Annotated in this window: 14 protein-coding genes; 6 read left to right on the forward strand and 8 right to left on the reverse strand. The window is 41.8% G+C overall.

Annotated features, from left to right (window positions below):
* Nucleotides 1–167 precede the first annotated feature (167 nt).
* Both IQ224_RS00985 and IQ224_RS00990 read right to left on the reverse strand, forming a co-directional pair.
* The gene (locus IQ224_RS00985) at nt 168–1,601 is read right to left on the reverse strand and encodes a bifunctional orotidine-5'-phosphate decarboxylase/orotate phosphoribosyltransferase (RefSeq protein ID WP_194032382.1); all 1,434 of its coding nucleotides are present in this window, start codon (nt 1,599–1,601) and stop codon (nt 168–170) included.
* Between the two features lie 12 nt (nt 1,602–1,613).
* Nucleotides 1,614–2,618: a CHAD domain-containing protein gene (locus IQ224_RS00990; RefSeq protein WP_194032383.1), complete on the reverse strand. Its 1,005-nt coding sequence runs from the start codon at nt 2,616–2,618 to the stop codon at nt 1,614–1,616.
* 118 nt (nt 2,619–2,736) lie between these two features.
* On the opposite strand from IQ224_RS00990, the gene IQ224_RS00995 reads away from it, so the two are divergent.
* Nucleotides 2,737–4,266, forward strand: a complete 1,530-nt coding sequence (locus tag IQ224_RS00995) for a glycine betaine ABC transporter substrate-binding protein (RefSeq protein ID WP_194032384.1) — start codon at nt 2,737–2,739, stop codon at nt 4,264–4,266.
* On the opposite strand, the gene cysS is transcribed toward IQ224_RS00995, so the two are convergent.
* A complete protein-coding gene (gene cysS, locus IQ224_RS01000) occupies nt 4,249–5,691 on the reverse strand; it encodes a cysteine--tRNA ligase (protein ID WP_194032385.1) in 1,443 nt (480 codons plus the stop codon). The genes IQ224_RS00995 and cysS overlap by 18 nt on opposite strands.
* Before the next feature lie 310 nt (nt 5,692–6,001).
* On the opposite strand from cysS, the gene IQ224_RS01005 reads away from it, so the two are divergent.
* A complete protein-coding gene (locus tag IQ224_RS01005) occupies nt 6,002–6,277 on the forward strand; it encodes a hypothetical protein (protein ID WP_002732855.1) in 276 nt (91 codons plus the stop codon).
* A 15-nt stretch (nt 6,278–6,292) separates the two neighbouring features.
* On the opposite strand, the gene IQ224_RS01010 is transcribed toward IQ224_RS01005, so the two are convergent.
* Entirely contained in the window at nt 6,293–7,456 is a 1,164-nt protein-coding gene (locus tag IQ224_RS01010) for an FAD-binding oxidoreductase (protein WP_194032386.1), read from the reverse strand.
* Nucleotides 7,457–7,577: 121 nt separating this feature from the next.
* Here IQ224_RS01010 and IQ224_RS01015 point away from each other — a divergent pair, with 121 nt between their 5' ends.
* Together IQ224_RS01015 and IQ224_RS01020 are read left to right on the forward strand one after the other, a co-directional pair.
* A complete protein-coding gene (locus IQ224_RS01015; protein ID WP_103112987.1) occupies nt 7,578–8,219 on the forward strand; it encodes a Uma2 family endonuclease in 642 nt (213 codons plus the stop codon).
* A gap of 24 nt (nt 8,220–8,243) precedes the next feature.
* Complete coding sequence (locus tag IQ224_RS01020; RefSeq protein WP_103112988.1) at nt 8,244–8,885, forward strand: Uma2 family endonuclease; 642 nt, start codon at nt 8,244–8,246, stop codon at nt 8,883–8,885.
* Here IQ224_RS01020 and recN read toward each other — a convergent pair.
* From recN to IQ224_RS01035, 3 genes are all read right to left on the reverse strand, one after another.
* Nucleotides 8,862–10,616, reverse strand: coding sequence for a DNA repair protein RecN (gene recN / locus IQ224_RS01025; protein WP_194032387.1), 1,755 nt, complete (start codon nt 10,614–10,616; stop codon nt 8,862–8,864). The genes IQ224_RS01020 and recN overlap by 24 nt on opposite strands.
* Before the next feature lie 57 nt (nt 10,617–10,673).
* Nucleotides 10,674–11,354: a two-component system response regulator RppA gene (gene rppA / locus IQ224_RS01030; RefSeq protein WP_194032388.1), complete on the reverse strand. Its 681-nt coding sequence runs from the start codon at nt 11,352–11,354 to the stop codon at nt 10,674–10,676.
* A 133-nt stretch (nt 11,355–11,487) separates the two neighbouring features.
* Complete coding sequence (locus IQ224_RS01035; protein WP_194032389.1) at nt 11,488–12,546, reverse strand: DUF2157 domain-containing protein; 1,059 nt, start codon at nt 12,544–12,546, stop codon at nt 11,488–11,490.
* Nucleotides 12,547–13,285: 739 nt separating this feature from the next.
* Here IQ224_RS01035 and IQ224_RS01040 point away from each other — a divergent pair.
* Together IQ224_RS01040 and IQ224_RS01045 are read left to right on the forward strand one after the other, a co-directional pair.
* Nucleotides 13,286–13,726 carry a Fur family transcriptional regulator gene (locus IQ224_RS01040; RefSeq protein WP_072923437.1) on the forward strand — a complete coding sequence of 147 codons (441 nt, stop codon included), beginning with the start codon at nt 13,286–13,288 and terminating at the stop codon, nt 13,724–13,726.
* Between the two features lie 58 nt (nt 13,727–13,784).
* Nucleotides 13,785–15,431: a DUF3685 domain-containing protein gene (locus IQ224_RS01045; RefSeq protein WP_194032390.1), complete on the forward strand. Its 1,647-nt coding sequence runs from the start codon at nt 13,785–13,787 to the stop codon at nt 15,429–15,431.
* Between the two features lie 170 nt (nt 15,432–15,601).
* Here IQ224_RS01045 and IQ224_RS01050 read toward each other — a convergent pair whose 3' ends face one another.
* Nucleotides 15,602–16,171, reverse strand: a complete 570-nt coding sequence (locus IQ224_RS01050; protein WP_002741352.1) for a TIGR04376 family protein — start codon at nt 16,169–16,171, stop codon at nt 15,602–15,604.
* Between the last annotated feature and the right edge of the window lie 42 nt (nt 16,172–16,213).

Genomic DNA, 16,213 nt, shown 5'->3' on the forward strand with positions numbered 1-16,213 from the left:
CGGAGGGCGCAAGCTTTGCGCCCCTACAGTAACGGATTTTGTCCACAATGTAGGGGCGAACTGCGTTCGCCCAAAAGGTACATTATCAAAGCGCAAGTCCCTTACTTAAAACTGATAACTGGTAACTGATAACTGGTAACTGATAACTGATAACTGATGGCTAAATATCAATGGGAGCGATTTAAAAAACAGCTATATTCTGCTTCTGTCAGTCTTCCCGCTTCGTAGAGAGTATCGGTAATTTCTGCTAGGGTTAAAACCGAATAAGGTTGATAACCATGGCTACGAAGTTTATCTTTAACAGGGCCACCATGGTCGATAAAAACTACAATATCATTAACTAATAATCCCGCCGATTTAATTTTTTCTGCCCCCTCGATCGCACTTTTGCCAGAAATTAAAATATCGTCCACCACTACCACCGTTTCCCCCACTTGAAAATTACCTTCAATTACTCTTCTTGTGCCGTGAGCTTTTACTTCTTTGCGGGGGAAAATCATCGGATGATTTAATAATAAAGATAAACCCGTGGCTGTAGGTAAAGAGCCGTAGGGGATACCAGCAACGCGGTCAAATGTCAAGGTTTTTAATATTTCTCCATAGGCTTCAATTACCTGCTGAAAAATATTAGGATTAGAGATAATTTTTCTCAGATCGATATAATAGGAAAAAGTTTCTCCCGATGCTTGCACATAATCGCCAAACATCAAGCAGCCAATATCAAATAATTGTAGAATTAAATCCTGATGAGGATGTTGTTTTAAAAGACAAACATTAGCAGTCCAAGTATCATCTTGGCTCGATTCTTGCTGGTGATTTTGTTGAATTTTGTTGACTTCCTCGCGTAAATCCTTGACTTTTGAACCCAAATCGGGTTGAGATAAAAAGTCTTGGGGTACAGGAATTAATAAACCCTCGCCATGACTATTTAAACCCACAGTAATTAACTCGGAGAATTTACTTTTGTCTTCCCAAATACTGCGTAATAAAATCAATCTTTCGGGGGCAAAATTGCGAATCTTTTTCAAAATCTCCGGTTGAGTGGTTCCCACTTCTAAAAATACTTGTTCGGGAGTTCCCCAAGTGCAAGCTTCTTTGACGACTTGCAGATAAAAAGGATTGTCGCGACTGGGGAATTCTTGCAGATTAATCGCACCTTGATTGGAAGTATGACAGAGGATAAAAGCACCATGCTCGGGGTAAACTAAAAAAGGAGCAACGTGATCCTGTCCGGAGTAGGGATTGAGAGTAACCGCGTCCACCTGCCAAGTTTTAAAGATAGTCTCAGCTAAAACACTGCTAGTATTAATATCACCGTGTTTAGCATCAAAAATTACCGGGATATGAGGGGGAATTGCCGTTAAAATTCGCTGTAATAATTCTAACCCTGCCGCTCCCAAAGCTTGATAAAAGCCTAAAGTTGGTTTGTAGGCACAGACAAAAGGGGCAGTTTCATCGATAATAAACTTGAGCCACTGTTCTAAATTAACGATTAATTCTCCCGGGGTGGAGGGCATCATTTCGGGGTTAGCATCTAAACCGAGGACAAGTAGAGTCTGGTTTTGACTAATGGCGTGGTTTAACTTTTGAAAAAAATTCATCGGTTCCTAATCTCAGGATTCTGGATTAGTCTCTAATTCTACACTATTTTGCCGAAAAATAGGCTGTAAAATTGTCTGGTGCAGACTTTTTCTGGTGTCAGCGTCAAGGAATTTCTTTTGTAAGGGTTGCCATTCTTGCCATTTTTGGTGACGGATATTTTGGAAAATTTCGAGTAAGGTGGGCATTTCCTTGGCGAGACAATTGGGGAAAATTTGGCTAAGAAAATCCGAGAGAACACAACAATCCTGTATTTCTCCGAGAATACCTTGAAGGTTTTTAATATCCTCTAGATACTCTCGATAATTGTCGCCATAAAACTGAGTAAATAACTCCATATTATAGCGAGAACGCTTGGCTTCTTTACGGAGATCGTGCAGTAATAATCCTTCCTTTTCCAATAAGTCATCAATTTCTTGACTAGAAAACTCTCTTACTTTTTGATCTTCCTCTAAATTTACCCCAACTAACCAACCTTCATGGAGTAAAAAGCGGCTCGCTTGCGGTAATAATAAGTCTGGTAAAACCGTGGCAATATCTAATTTTCCCATCGGTTGATAGGTGGGATTATCCAACCAACTGGCAAAATCTGCCTTAAAATTGAGAAATTTGTCGGACTTTAACAGCTTTTCTACCTTAGCAAATGCCTTTTTTCTTTGTTGTTCGAGAACTTGTAAAACTTTCTTTAGTAACTCCTGTTCTTGCGGGGGTAAAATTGGCTGATAATGGCCGATAAAAGCCTCTTTTAACACATCTAAATCCCGCAATTCTCCTAAAATTCTGCCCAGATTACCCACCCGTTTTTGATCGGCATATTTCGGCATGGTTAAAGCGGGAGCAAAACCAGTTAAGGTACTGCGAAGACGGCGCATTCCCACACGAATTTGATGTAATTCTTCCGTGTCCTGATCGAGTAAAACCCCAGCTTCGTGTCTAAGAACTTTATGAAAATGTTTATCAATACCGATATAAGCCCAATCGGCAACAGTTTTAGCCCGAGTATTAAATTTGTTAGTCATTGGTCTTTAGGGAGGAAATAATGTCAAGATGGTGATAGAATCTTTAAATCAAGACTGGAACTAATAGATACTATTTATTCTATACAATAGGATGAAGCAGCAGCTTTAAGAGAAGTTTATGGATAGTTTTTGGCTAGATTATGGGGGGGAAATCGCTTTTCGCACAGGAGAGCATCTTTTCTTGACGGGAATAGCCATGGCTATGGGTAGCTTAATCGGGATTCCTCTAGGTATTTTAATTAGTCGTCAAGCTATTCTCGCTCAACCGATTATAGCGATCGTTAACACCCTACAGACTATCCCCAGTTTAGCCCTATTTGGCTTTTTAATTTCCGTGCCTTTTTTGGGAGGAATCGGCAAAATTCCCGCTATTGTTGCCCTAACTCTCTATACTTTACTGCCAATTGTTTTAAATACCTATCTGGGCATCAAAAAAGTTGATCCCGAATTAAAATTAGCCGGGTTATCCCTAGGCATGACCGACGGTCAAATCCTGCGCTATATCGAATTACCCTTGGCAGGGGCGACAATTTTGGCAGGAGTGAGAATTGCGACGGTGATTGCTATCGGTGTAGCTACGATCGCAGCCGCCATTGGTGGCGGTGGTTTGGGAGTGTTTATTTTTCGCGGTATTGCCACGGTCAACAATCAGTTAATTTTGGCGGGGGCAATTCCCGCCGCTTTTTTAGCCCTTGTTGCCGATTGGAGTCTCGGTCGGCTAGAAAAGACCTTTTCCCCTTCGCCACGTCCGAAAAAGCCCTCTAAATGGCAATGGGGCTTAGGTTTAATTGGGTTGGCCTTGCTATCTTTCCTCTTGACTCAAATTTTCCATTCATCCCCCGGCACAGTGGTGATCGGTTCCAAAAATTTTACCGAACAGGTGATTTTAGGGGAAATTTTGGCACAGGAGATCGAAAAAGAGACGAATTTACGGGTTGATCGTCAATTTAATCTCGGTGGTACTCTGATCTGTCATGAAGCGGTGAAAGCGGGTAAAATCGATGGTTATGTGGAGTATTCTGGCACAGCTTTCACAGGAATTTTGCGGGAAAAACCCCTGAACGATGCCCGATTAGTCTTTGAAAAGCTGCAAAAGATTTATCCAGAAAAATTTAATCTAGAAGTGTTTCCCAGTCTAGGATTTGAGAATACTTTCGCCATTGTTATCCGGGGAGAAACCGCCAGTCAATACAATCTTAAAACTCTCTCGCAAGCGGCCAAATATACCCCCTATTGGCAAGCGGGTTTTGGTTATGAATTTTTGGAAAGGGAAGACGGTTACAAGGGATTAGCAAAGACCTACGGTCTAACTTTTGCCCGACCCCCGAAAGTGATGGATTTAGGGTTAATGTACCGCGCTTTAGCCGAAAAACAGGTGGATTTAGTGGCGGGAAATTCCACCGATGGCTTAATTCCCGTGCTAGATTTAGTCATCCTAGAAGATGATCAACACTATTTTCCTCCCTACGAAGCGGTACCGATTTTTAACCGGGATAGTCTGCAAAAACATCCCCAATTGCGACAGGTTTTAGCCAAACTCACCGGCAAAATTACCTCCGGCACTATGCAGAAATTAAACTATCAGGTGGATGGACGCGATCGCAGGGTGGAGGAAGTGGTTAAAGAATTTCTAGTCTCCCTCTCTTAACCATTTAGTCACTCCCCCGGGTTGGTCGATTAAAGTAATGCCTTGGGCTTTTAATTCTGCACGAATGCGATCGCTTTCGGCGTAATTTTTCGCTTTTTTCGCCTCTGTACGTTGTTGGATCAGATTTTCGATCTCCGCTGCACTAATTCCCTCAGAAACAGGGGTTTCTCCCTGGTCGGCGGCCATTTCTAAGCCCAAAACCCTAGACAATTTAACCAAAGTATGCCATTTTACCGCTAATTGGGCGAGATTGCTGTCCGTCTTACCCGCATGGGTTAAATTATTACCCTCCTTGCGTAATTCCTTAGCGATTTCAAATAACACCGCTAAACCACCGGCAAAGTTAAAATCGTGATTTACCGCCTCTTGAAAGCGATTTTCTAGCTCTTGGTCAGTAATTGCGGGATTATCGGGCGGAAGATGCTTATAACCAAAGGATAAACCCTCTTGCAAAGTATGCCAGCCATTAGTGGCCGCCTGCAATCCCTCATCGGAAAAATCGATCGGTTTGCGGTATTGGGCGCCTAAAATTAATAATCTCACGGCTAAGGGGTCATATTTTGCCAATAACTCGCGAATAGTGATGAAATTACCGAGGGATTTTGACATTTTTTCCCCTGCCACCTTGACCATGCCATTATGTAACCAATAGTGGGCCAGAGGTTTACCCGTAGCCGCTTCACTTTGGGCAATTTCGTTTTCGTGGTGGGGAAAAATCAGATCACTTCCCCCCACATGAATATCGATAGTTTCTCCCAATTGCTCTTGGACCATGGCCGAACATTCAATATGCCACCCTGGACGACCGTGACCCCAGGGAGAATCCCAACTAGGTTCCCCCGGTTTTGCCCCCTTCCAGAGGGCAAAATCGAAGGGGTCTTGTTTTTTAATTGCTTCCGGGTCGTCGGTTTCTACCCGGCCGCTAGCCCCGGCTTGCAAATCATCCAGTTTTCGCCCTGATAGTTTGCCATAATCAGAAAAACGACGGACGGAATAGTAAACATCGCCATCGCTGGGGTAAGCATAGCCTTTTTGTTCTAATTCATAGACTAGGCGCTTGATACCGTCGAGGGTATGAGTGGCCCGGGGATAAGCGTCCGCCGGTCTGACTCCTAATTTTGCCATATCCTCAAAGTAGGCCTGGATAAATTTCTCGGCTACGGCTGCCATAGTGGTATGTTCATTTTTAGCTCGATTGAGAATTTTATCGTCAATATCGGTGAAATTCTGAATATAGCGCACTTTATAGCCGAGATACTCCAAATAACGCCGCACCACATCCCAAACCACACAGGTACGCGCATGACCCAAATGGCAATAATCATAGACGGTAATGCCGCAGCAATACATGGAGACAATGCCGGGGATGAGGGGGGTAAAGGGTTCTTCGCGACGACTGAGGGTGTTGTAGAGGATTAAGGTCATGGATGGGGAAATTTTTTCTGGGGAAAAAGGCTAGTCCAATTTTATAGCAGTTATTTTCAGTGATCAGTTATCAGTGATCAGTTATCAGTAACCGCTAACCACTTTCCCTGATTTCCCTACTATATTTTGTGTTTTTTGTCAAGGGGTTTTTAGGGTTTTAGCAAAGATGTGACGGTAAGATTCGAGGAGATAGGACTGTTTTGATGGGGACTATTATCGAAGGAATCGATAGAATAACGATAGGGGAAGCTTGATTGTTTGCCTTAACCGACAATTTTTATTGTTAATCAACTTTGACCAGACCATCACCATGAATGAACCACCTAATAGCGCTGGCGATGAAATCCAATTACCCCGGGGAGAAAGAGTTGACCAGCTAAGACATCTGATCGAAACCCTACGCATTGCCGATGAAGTGGCCAATCGCGGTTATTTGATTACCAGCGCCGAAGTGGCCGATTTAATGGATATTAATCCTGGCGCCGTTACCAGTCGAGGCGACCATTGGCCGTGGCGAAATTGGGTAATCTCCCGGGTCAGACGGGAGGGAAACCAAATTCTTTGGCAGTTGGAAAAAGTCGATTAGGGTTAATTGCAACCATCAGTTAATTTCTCTCGTAATTATTTCGTCATTTTCCCCCAGCAGATGACGCGCAAAACGTCGGGCCAGGGGCGGAGCCGATACAAGTGTACTGGTAAAGCCAGAAAATACCTGCAATCCCACTTTATCGGCGATCGCTCCCACTAGAGGCCGTCCCGAGGGAGCAAAAGCCACTAGACAATGATGACAGCTGCCGGGGAGAGCGGCTAAAGAGGGCAGCAATGTCCCCACGGCGGCCCATATTGCTTTTTCCCCGGCCAGAGGGTTTAAAATCGCCTCTGGATCGGTGATAATGGCGCTAATTTGCCCTAGATAAAGGCTTTGATCCCGGAATTGTACCGCTCCCGTTTCTAAAACACTGGCAATTATTTCTGGGGTTTCTCTCTGCCAAATGCCCTGCTTTTCTAGTTGGGTGATTTTTTGCTCTAATAGCAATCTGGCAGGAATTGCAGGCATAACTAGGGTGTTTAATTTGATCTCAGTGGGGGGAATTTTGATCACCTGGGCATGGGTAAAATAGACGGGAGCAGCAATACCGGATTTTTGCAGTAAAGACCGGGTTAATCCCCCGGCACAGACGATAGTTTCCCCGGCATGATAATTATTTTTAGGAGTTTTTACGCCGGTAATTCTCGATGCAGTTTCAATTAATTCGATGACAGCTTCCCGAATAATCGTGCCTCCCAGACGCAGAAAAGCTTGTTGATAGGCAAGATTAGTTTTTTCGGCGTTGATGTGACCGTGGGGCAGTCGTAAAACTCCGGAGATAGCTGCGGGATTTAATAGGGGTTCTAAAGCGATCGCTGCTTGCGGATCGAGAATTTCGGGAGTAATAGCAAAGATAGCAAATTTTTTGGCCACAGTGACCGGATCATCTTCGGGGTTAACGGTGAGAATTAACTCTATGTCCCGGTATTCGTTATCTATGCCCAGTTCCTGGGATAAATTGCGCTGAATTTCTCGACCTTCTTGATATAATTTTCTCTGGATTTCTGTGGTGGCCGACCAATAGGCTAAACCCCCGTAACTGTAGAAAGTGGCATTGAGGGGATGGGTTTCTTTTTCTAATAAAAGGACTCGACTGCCTAGGTTAGCTAGTTCGTAGCTTAAAACGGAACCGGTGATACCACCACCGATAATTATGTAATCATAAGTTGTGGTCATAATTGGGCTAATTTTTTCTCAATTAATCTATTCTATCATTATACTTGCTCAGTTCCCTAGTTCTGATTTGATCAATAATTGCTATAATTAGAGAAAAAGTTCAAAGCGAGACAGGATAACTATGCAACAGCTAGAAACTAGGGGGATAACTGACTCATGGATTAAAGGTAGTTGGGAAGAATACTTAGAAGCAATTAAAAACTTCCCAGAGAATCAAGGAAAAAGTTATTATTACAATGGCTATTATCGATTAGAAATGACTCCTATTGGATTTGAACACGCTAGAGATCATCATGTTGTCTTTTTGGGGGTGAGTCTCTACGCTATCCTCAAAGAAATTCCTTTTCAAGGACTCCCTACTTGTTCCTATCGCAAAAGAGGAATTAGAGAAGTGCAGCCAGATATATCTTACTATCTAGGAGAGAAAGCGAATCTGATACCAAATGGGACTTCGATTATTGATTTAAATCAGTATCCTCCACCAGATTTAGTCATTGAAATCTCAAAATCTACCCTCAATGATGACTTAGGTAATAAACGCTTACTCTACGAAGAATTAGGGGTTAGTGAATACTGGAGTGTTAAGGTAGATGACCCTCAAATATTTGCTTTTGAAATAATCGATCGAGGTAGCAAAAGAATTGATATATCAAAGGTTTTACCTAATTTAAGACTTGCGGTTTTAGAGTCAGCTTTACAACAGGCACGCACCAGAGATCAAAGTCAGGTGGGACGTTGGTTAATCAGTCAATTTCAAGGTTAACTCCATAAAATCGAGGCTAATATTATGCAACAGCTAGAAACTACTATCTCGACAGATTTATGGATTAAAGCTAGTTGGGAAGAATACTTAGAAGCAATTAAAAACTTCCCAGACAATCAAGGAAAAAGTTATTATTACAATGGCTATTATCGATTAGAAATGACTCCTATTGGTAACGATCATGCCAGCGATCATGCTATTTTGATCTTCGCTGTTAGTCTCTATGCTACCCTAAAAAATCTGGCCTTTAATGCCAAAGATAATTGCAGTTTTCGCAAGTCTGGTTATCGAGAAGTTCAACCGGATATATCTTATTATTTTGCCGACAAAGCTAATCTGATTCCCTACGGTACTTCGATTATTGATTTGAATCAGTATCCCCCACCAGATTTAGTCATTGAAATCTCAAAATCTACCCTTAATGATGACTTAGGTAATAAACGCTTACTCTATGAAGAATTAGGAGTTAGTGAATACTGGAGTGTTAACGTCGATTATCCCCAAATATTCGCTTTTAAAATAATCGATCGAGGTAGTAAAAGAATTGATATATCAAAGGTTTTACCTAATTTAAGACTTGCGGTTTTAGAGTCAGCTTTACAACAGGCACGCACCAGAGATCAAAGTCAGGTAGGACGTTGGTTAATCAGTCAATTTCAAGGTTAAATCCTGCTGTTTTTTGGCAGCCGCTTTCTCCAATAAAGACTCGGCAAAAGCGATGGCAGCCGCTGCCGAATTTCCTCCCGTTAATTGTGCCAATTCTTCCCTTCTCGTCTGACGATTATCGAGAGAAGTAACCCGGACAACCGTGCGAATTTCCGAGAGATTAGTGGAATCATCTTCGGCAATCATTTGTTTATAAACGCGAAAATGGTGATCAGCTAAAGCAGCCACTAAGGGTTGATGAGTAACGCATAAAACTTGATATTGTTGACCTAATTGATCTAATTTATCGGCAATTGCCTGGGCAACTTTTCCCGATACTCCCGCATCAATTTCGTCAAAAATTAGGGTTGTCGCTGCCGATTGGGATTGGGAAAAACAGGACTTTAACGCTAGGAGAAAACGACTCATTTCTCCTCCGGAAGCGGTACTGGATAAAGGTTGGATTTTTTCCCCTGGATTGGGACTAAAATAAAATCCCACTTGATCGACTCCCAGACTGCTAGGATTACCCGGAGCAATCCGACAGACAAAAATCACCTTTTCCATGGCTAAAGGTTTTAATTCCTGTACCAATTGTTTTTCTAGTTGACTAGCGGTTTGTTGTCGCAAAAAGGTCAACTGGGTGCTAGTTTCTCGATAGATGTTTTCCTGTTGCTGACAAATTTTTTCTAATTCCTCAATCGATTGTCCTTCTCCCGTCAACTCCGCTAATTCCTGCTGTAATTTCTGATAATAATCGATCGCTTCGGCTAAACTTGGGCCATATTTGCGACAAATGCGCTTAAGTTGGACAATTCTCTCTTCTATCTCGTTCAATCTCTCCGGATCTGCCTCTAGACTATCCCCATAAACGTTGATTTCCTGTCCCGCTTCCACCACCTGATTTAATGCCGATCGCACCATCTCTAAAATTGGCTCTAAACTGCTATCATAAACCATCATATTTGTCAAGATATTTTCAGCTTTTCCTAACAAATCAGCGACGGCGGGTTGATCGCGATCATTTTGGTAGAGTAGTTGATAGACTTGATAGCTGGAATTTTGTAAATCGACACCGTGGGAGAGTCGGTTTCTTTCCTGTTCTAACTGTTCCAACTCGTTAGCGTCAGTTAAATTAGCTGATTCTAGTTCTTTTAGTTGATATTCTAATAAATCTAATCTCTGTAGGCGATTTTGTTCCGATTGCAATCTATTATTGAAAATATTCTTGCTTTCTTGCCAGTTAGCGTAGGCTGTGGCTACCTTTTCCCGCTGCTGCAGCAGGGATTCACCCCCGTAGAGATCTAATAATTCCCTCTGTCGATTAGCGTCCATTAACTGAACTGTTTGACCTTGAGCGGTGATTTCAACCAAAAAATCTCTTATTTGCGCCATTTGTTGGCGATTAGCGACGACTCCGTTAATCCGAGAACGAGAACGCAAGGAATTATTAGTAATCACTAATTCCCGGCTGATGGTCAGACTATTATCTTCTAATGGGTCAATTTCCTGACTTTCTAGCCAAGCAATTAATTCTGGAGTTAGAGAAAAAGTCGCTTCTAGGGTTGATTGTTGGCTTCCCTGACGGATGACGCGATGATTGACTTTGCCACCGAGAACAATATCGATCGCATCTAATATAATCGATTTTCCTGCCCCCGTCTCACCGGTCAGTACATTTAATCCGCTACCGAAAGTTAATTCTAAGCGATCGATGAGGGTAAAATTTTCAATTTGTAGGCAGGATAACATATATCAGTAATCAGTAATCGGTAATCAGTTGCTATTCTTATTATCCTTCAGCATTCCCTAATTTTCCCCGAAACGGTAGCCTTTCCCATAGACAGTATTAATGAGAGGTGTTTCTCCGTCCGCTTCGATTTTACGACGCAGCAAGCGCATCAGGGCAGGAACCACATTACTATTAGGTTGCTCTCCTTCTGACCAGAGATGCTGATAAATTTGTTCATGGGTGAGAAGTTGCCCCGGATAGGTCATAAATAAAGTTAATAATTGTATTTCTTTTGCTGATAAACTGATCGTGCGACCGTGACGATAGGCCACTTGATTTTCGCTATCGAGTTCTAAATCAGCACATTTTAATTTACTGCTATTACTAGCTTCAAAATTGGGAGAACGACGCAATAAAGCGCGGACTCTCGCTAATAATTCTCGCAGTTGAAAGGGTTTGACTAAATAATCATCAGCGCCGGCATCTAATCCCGCCACTCGATCGTCTATGGTATCCTTAGCGGTTAGAAATAAAACGGGAGTGGTGTCCCCCTGATCCCGTAAATATTGACAGATTTGTAATCCGGATTGCTGGGGTAACATCCAATCGAGAATTAAGAGGTCATAATTATTCTCTTGTGCCAATTCTAACCCCGTCCGACCATTATCAGCAATATCAACGTCATAGCCTTCTCGATCAAGAATTTGTTCTAAGGGTTCGGTTAATTCGTTTTCATCGTCAACGATAAGTATTCGCATAGAAGGAAGATTATGAGTTATCAGTGATCAGTTATCAGATGTGAGTTATCAGTGATCAGTGATCATATATGAGTTCTCAGTTCACTGTTTACTGATTACTGTTTACTGATCACTGAAAAACCATTTCTCCTAATTATCTATCTTTGGGTAATAAATTGCGCCATTCGAGAGGGATATAACTTTCAATAAATCTAGCTAGGGTGGGGTAATGACGCTGATACAAAACTCCCATATAGATAATACCAAGTCCAAGGACGGTTAGGGCAAAGGGAAAGAAAATTGAATCGGCAAAGATACGATAGGAGAGATAGGAAAGATAGGCAAATACTCCGATACCTCCAAAAACCACAAATAATCTTCTTTTTAGCAGGACGGATAATACCATCAATCCCAAGTTAATTAGACAGTACAAAAATCGTTGTGCTTCATTATCATCGATGAGGAGAGATAGACTAAACCAAAACATAATCAATCCGAATAGGTATAGCCAAAAAGCAAAATCTCCACGACTGCGACGCTGACGTACATCAATTAAATAGGCAGTTATTAAACAGGCAATTCCCAACCAAAAGGATACCCACAGTCGCAGTCTCCATGTATATTCGTCCTCGCCAAATAGTAAAGGGGTTAAGTCCATTGACATATACCACAGACTAAAAGCGATCGGTGCAGTTAAAAAAGGAAATTTAACAAATCGCAAAGTTATTAATCCTGCGATAATCGTGCCTAATTCCATTAAAAACCAACTGCCTTTAGTCCAGGTATAGAAATCTGGATAAATGGCCATATTTCCAGCTTGCCAGTATCCTGTCCAGCGTTGTAAACCGTAGATTGCTAAGGGAGTCATTGCCACTGCCATGGTAAATAAAAGGCCGCCTGGTATTTTGAGATTTTGCTGAAAATAGAGATTTTTCCCCGCAAAAATAAAACAAACTGCATAAAACAGGGCGATAAAAAATAGTCCTGCACCGCCGAAACTCTCCCAAGCTTTGTTCATCAACCACCCCAGGGCGGAGATAACAATTAATGCCCCAAAATAATAGGCCACATTAGCGAAATTAAAGCGAGGGCGATTAACTTCATCTTCCTGGGGATAACGGGACAAAAAAGCCGTCCATAAATTTTCAGCTTGGCTGGCAGTAATTAGGTTTTCTTGTACCGCCCAATCAAAATCTTCTCTTTCTAGTCTCATAATATTCTCTAGTCCTTAAGCTAAGATGTATTTTAACCGCTTATCCCTTTACTGTTGCCAGAGTGCCTGATCTCAACAATCAATTTAAATACTTAATAGCTTATACAAGGCACAACTGTCTCCCAATACTAAGCGATTCGACTGACTTTAAATAGAGCTTACAAGCTTTTTTGCCCAACCCTAGTTAATCAGCCTTTAAAAATAAGTAAAAATTATAAAGTTAAGGTAAATAATTAAAATATTTAAATATTTGGGGCGATTAGTTCAATGTAACAAGTAAGTTACAAGATTTTAATTTTCCCAGAATTTGCCAAAATTTGGCTGTAAATCTGGGTTGCCTACATTTAATAATATGGTATGATCGTGGTATGCTGTGGGCTTAGTTTAAGCATTAAATCTCAAATCAACGGAAAACCAAGACAATTAGGGGACTGTATCGATTCTCTTGCCCAAAAAAAGCCGCCAGTGATGAAATTTTTTTATGTTGCAATTTTTGAATTTTTGTAAAGGCTATTGACTTAAAGCCAGAATTGTGTAAGTTGAGATTTTTGGTACAAATGCTCAGACTTTTCCTTCCTACTCTGGCGCTCTTGTCTCCCTACAACGAAAATTTTTTATCTCACCATTGAGATAACTGCTCTGAGATGGGCTGAAAACTGGCGCAATGTGGACATCGATCGAAAGACTAAGCTAAACTGGTAATGACTATGTATTAGGGCGGAGGTCAACGGATACAACTATGGACAATTTGGAGGTAAAACAAAAACCGATCCGGTGTTTAGAAGATGCGATCGAAAGGTGTCAAACTTTAGGAATGCGGGTTAGTCGTCAGCGTCGCTATATTTTAGAATTGCTGTGGCAAGCGCAGGAACACCTATCAGCGCGAGAAATTTATGATCGTCTCAATCTGCAAGGAAAGAACATCGGTCATACCTCAGTGTACCAAAACCTAGAGGCCCTATCGGGTCAAGGCATTATCGAATCTGTGGAACGCTGGGACGGCAGACTCTACGGTAACATCAGCGATTCCCACAGTCACGTCAATTGTCTGGACAGTCAAGAAATCATCGATGTGCATATCGAACTTCCCCCAGAATTAATTAAACAGATCGAGGCATCGACGGGGGTAAAAATTACCGATTATCGCATCGATTTCTATGGCTATAAACAAAACAAATGAGCCAGATAACTGTATAATTGACCCTGTGAATAGTATCCGTTGACAGGCTGCAACTCTTGTGATCGATCGCCCTCTCACCCTAATTATCATCGATAATGACCCGATTTTCCGCTTGGGTCTGGTGCAGGCCTTGTCGCAGATAGAAAATATTAGTATCGTCACCGAAGGGGATTTAGAAACGATTTTCGCCTTGACTCTTAATCCGGCCCCCGAAATTATTATTATTGATCCTCTCTTTGATTGGTCTTACTGTGAAATTCTCCACTCTCGCTATCCCGAAAGTAAAATTGTTCTATTAACCTTTCCTCTCGACTCCCGACAGCAACTAATCGCCAGAGAATTAGGCATCGCTGGTTATATTCCCAAAGGCACAAACCTAGAGCAATTTATCACTATTTTAGGTCAGATTTCCCGGGATGAATCCCACGATGTTGTCCCTTCTCCTCTCACCATTGCTACCCGTGCAAGTTTAGCTCCTAGCCATTGGTTAATCAGTGCTGGCAAAACGGGATTAAATCGCATCGAAAGTGAATTACATTTAATTGATCTCCATCTTAATCAACAGTCTTTATCCGGCTTTGATCGCTTTTATTGGCAGGGGAGAAAACGAGAACTTTTAGCAGCAATATGGCTAGTCAGAAAACTAATTCCCCTGGAAGGTAGCTATTACAATTCAGCTGCAGTCACACCCCCAGTAATAATTAACAATATCGATCGAGAATTACCAATTTTAAGCCGCGAGCGTCCCCTCTGTGTTTCGGCGGTTTTTGAGTCCACTTTAGCAGTTATTCGCTTTCCTTTAATCAATAGAACAAAGATCAGTTTTGAAATTGATGTTTTACAGGATAATCGGCAACGGGAATTATTGTATTTAGTTCTCGATGAAATTCGTAAAAATGTCGATGAAATGAGATATTTACAGATTAGCCGCGGAGAATTAACTGGTCGCTTAAATCTGATTATTTACGATATATGGGAGAAAGTGACCCGTAAATTTTTAGAAATTAATGCCTCGGTTTATGACGAAATTAGTAAAGGCAGACTTAACGAAATTATTCTAGAAGAAAGAGAGGCAATTCAAACAGAAATCCTCAATAAAATTCCTTTTACTCTTGACTTATTTTCCTATTTAGTGTACGAAAATAGTTTAACTATTGACGGAGTAGAATACCGAGCTAATGCTCCTGAAACCATCGCCAGAGCCGAAATTCTCCTGCAAAATCTCATTCATAATCTTGCCAATGCAGTGATGGTAATTATTCTTAATAACTTCTCGGAATCGGAAAGAATCAAACAAAAACTTTACCGGTCGGAATTTCTCATCGCCAGAAAATTAGCTAAAATCCGCAATGAATTATCTTGGAAATACCGACGGCAACAATACTGGCAAGGACCAAAAGATATCTTTGAAAGTCAATATCAATTATTTCACTATAGCGAGGGACAAATCAAATCTTTAGCCATTTATTCCCCCCGACAGGAAGAATTAAACAGTTTAACAGGCATACCCTGGTTAGTTTCGATCGCCTTAGAATTAAGAGACTCTTTATCCCCTCGTTTACGCGCTTTTTTTCGGGTGGTGGGTAATGGAGCAGTCTATATCCTTATCCAAGTTATCGGTAGGGGTATTGGTTTAGTAATTCGTGGGGTTTTACAGGGAGTCGGTAACACTTGGCAGGAAGTCAAAGGTAAAAAGGGATCATGAATTAAGTAGTCGTGCAAAATTAATTTCCTAGTCGAGACAGGAGACAGGAGACGGGATACAGCTATTAGGGATCGGATTTGAGTTTTCAGTTCACTGTTTACTCACAGCAGAAGTCTGACGGAGTAGTGGCTTAGATGTGTAATTAATTGTGCTTAGATACTTAACAGTAATTATCGTCCCATTTCTCGCTTTAATTTTTTCAATTCTTCTTCCATTTCCCATTCTTTAAATTTTAGATCGAGATGATCGTAGTTCGAGCGCTGATAGTCGGATTCTTGGGGTTGATCCCAAAAAGTGGTTTCCCAGTCACGCGACTGATTTTTAGGGGCTTTTTCGGCTTTAATTTGCACTTCTTGACGACGTTGTTGGACTTGTTGCAGTAACTCTTGGGATTGAGTCAGACGTTTTTTCACCCCTTCCATCCGTCCCCAAAGTTGATTACCCTCACGGAAGAGGGCCGCCTCGCGTTCACTGGCAGCCTTAACCAAGTCCTGCCGTCCAGCGGCCTTAGCCTTATCAATTCTAGCGTGCCAAGTTTGGATATCTTGGGCAGTGGCCAAAATTTGCTGTTCGAGACGTTGACGCTCATTTTCTAGGGCGCTAATCAGTTTAGCCGTATCGCGCTCCTGTTCGCGCAGTTGTTCCACCAGCGCCTGTAATTCTAATTGGGGATGACTTTTGAGAAATTCTTCCAGTTGGGTTTCAAGAAAGCGACTAACATCATCAAATAGATTGCCCATCTGTGCAGTATCCTAAATTTGCAATTAAAGTCTAGGAGCGAT

The organism is Microcystis sp. LEGE 00066 (assembly GCF_015207925.1).
GTDB lineage: Bacteria > Cyanobacteriota > Cyanobacteriia > Cyanobacteriales > Microcystaceae > Microcystis > Microcystis ichthyoblabe_A.

What these genes read in the sequence shown, in the direction of transcription:
- IQ224_RS00985 (WP_194032382.1), bottom strand. Translation starts at nt 1,601, where the DNA reads ATGAATTTTTTTCAAAAGTTAAACCACGCCATTAGTCAAAACCAGACT.
- IQ224_RS00990 (WP_194032383.1), bottom strand. Translation starts at nt 2,618, where the DNA reads ATGACTAACAAATTTAATACTCGGGCTAAAACTGTTGCCGATTGGGCT.
- IQ224_RS00995 (WP_194032384.1), top strand. Translation starts at nt 2,737, where the DNA reads ATGGATAGTTTTTGGCTAGATTATGGGGGGGAAATCGCTTTTCGCACA.
- cysS (WP_194032385.1), bottom strand. Translation starts at nt 5,691, where the DNA reads ATGACCTTAATCCTCTACAACACCCTCAGTCGTCGCGAAGAACCCTTT.
- IQ224_RS01005 (WP_002732855.1), top strand. Translation starts at nt 6,002, where the DNA reads ATGAATGAACCACCTAATAGCGCTGGCGATGAAATCCAATTACCCCGG.
- IQ224_RS01010 (WP_194032386.1), bottom strand. Translation starts at nt 7,456, where the DNA reads ATGACCACAACTTATGATTACATAATTATCGGTGGTGGTATCACCGGT.
- IQ224_RS01015 (WP_103112987.1), top strand. Translation starts at nt 7,578, where the DNA reads ATGCAACAGCTAGAAACTAGGGGGATAACTGACTCATGGATTAAAGGT.
- IQ224_RS01020 (WP_103112988.1), top strand. Translation starts at nt 8,244, where the DNA reads ATGCAACAGCTAGAAACTACTATCTCGACAGATTTATGGATTAAAGCT.
- recN (WP_194032387.1), bottom strand. Translation starts at nt 10,616, where the DNA reads ATGTTATCCTGCCTACAAATTGAAAATTTTACCCTCATCGATCGCTTA.
- rppA (WP_194032388.1), bottom strand. Translation starts at nt 11,354, where the DNA reads ATGCGAATACTTATCGTTGACGATGAAAACGAATTAACCGAACCCTTA.
- IQ224_RS01035 (WP_194032389.1), bottom strand. Translation starts at nt 12,546, where the DNA reads ATGAGACTAGAAAGAGAAGATTTTGATTGGGCGGTACAAGAAAACCTA.
- IQ224_RS01040 (WP_072923437.1), top strand. Translation starts at nt 13,286, where the DNA reads ATGGACAATTTGGAGGTAAAACAAAAACCGATCCGGTGTTTAGAAGAT.
- IQ224_RS01050 (WP_002741352.1), bottom strand. Translation starts at nt 16,171, where the DNA reads ATGGGCAATCTATTTGATGATGTTAGTCGCTTTCTTGAAACCCAACTG.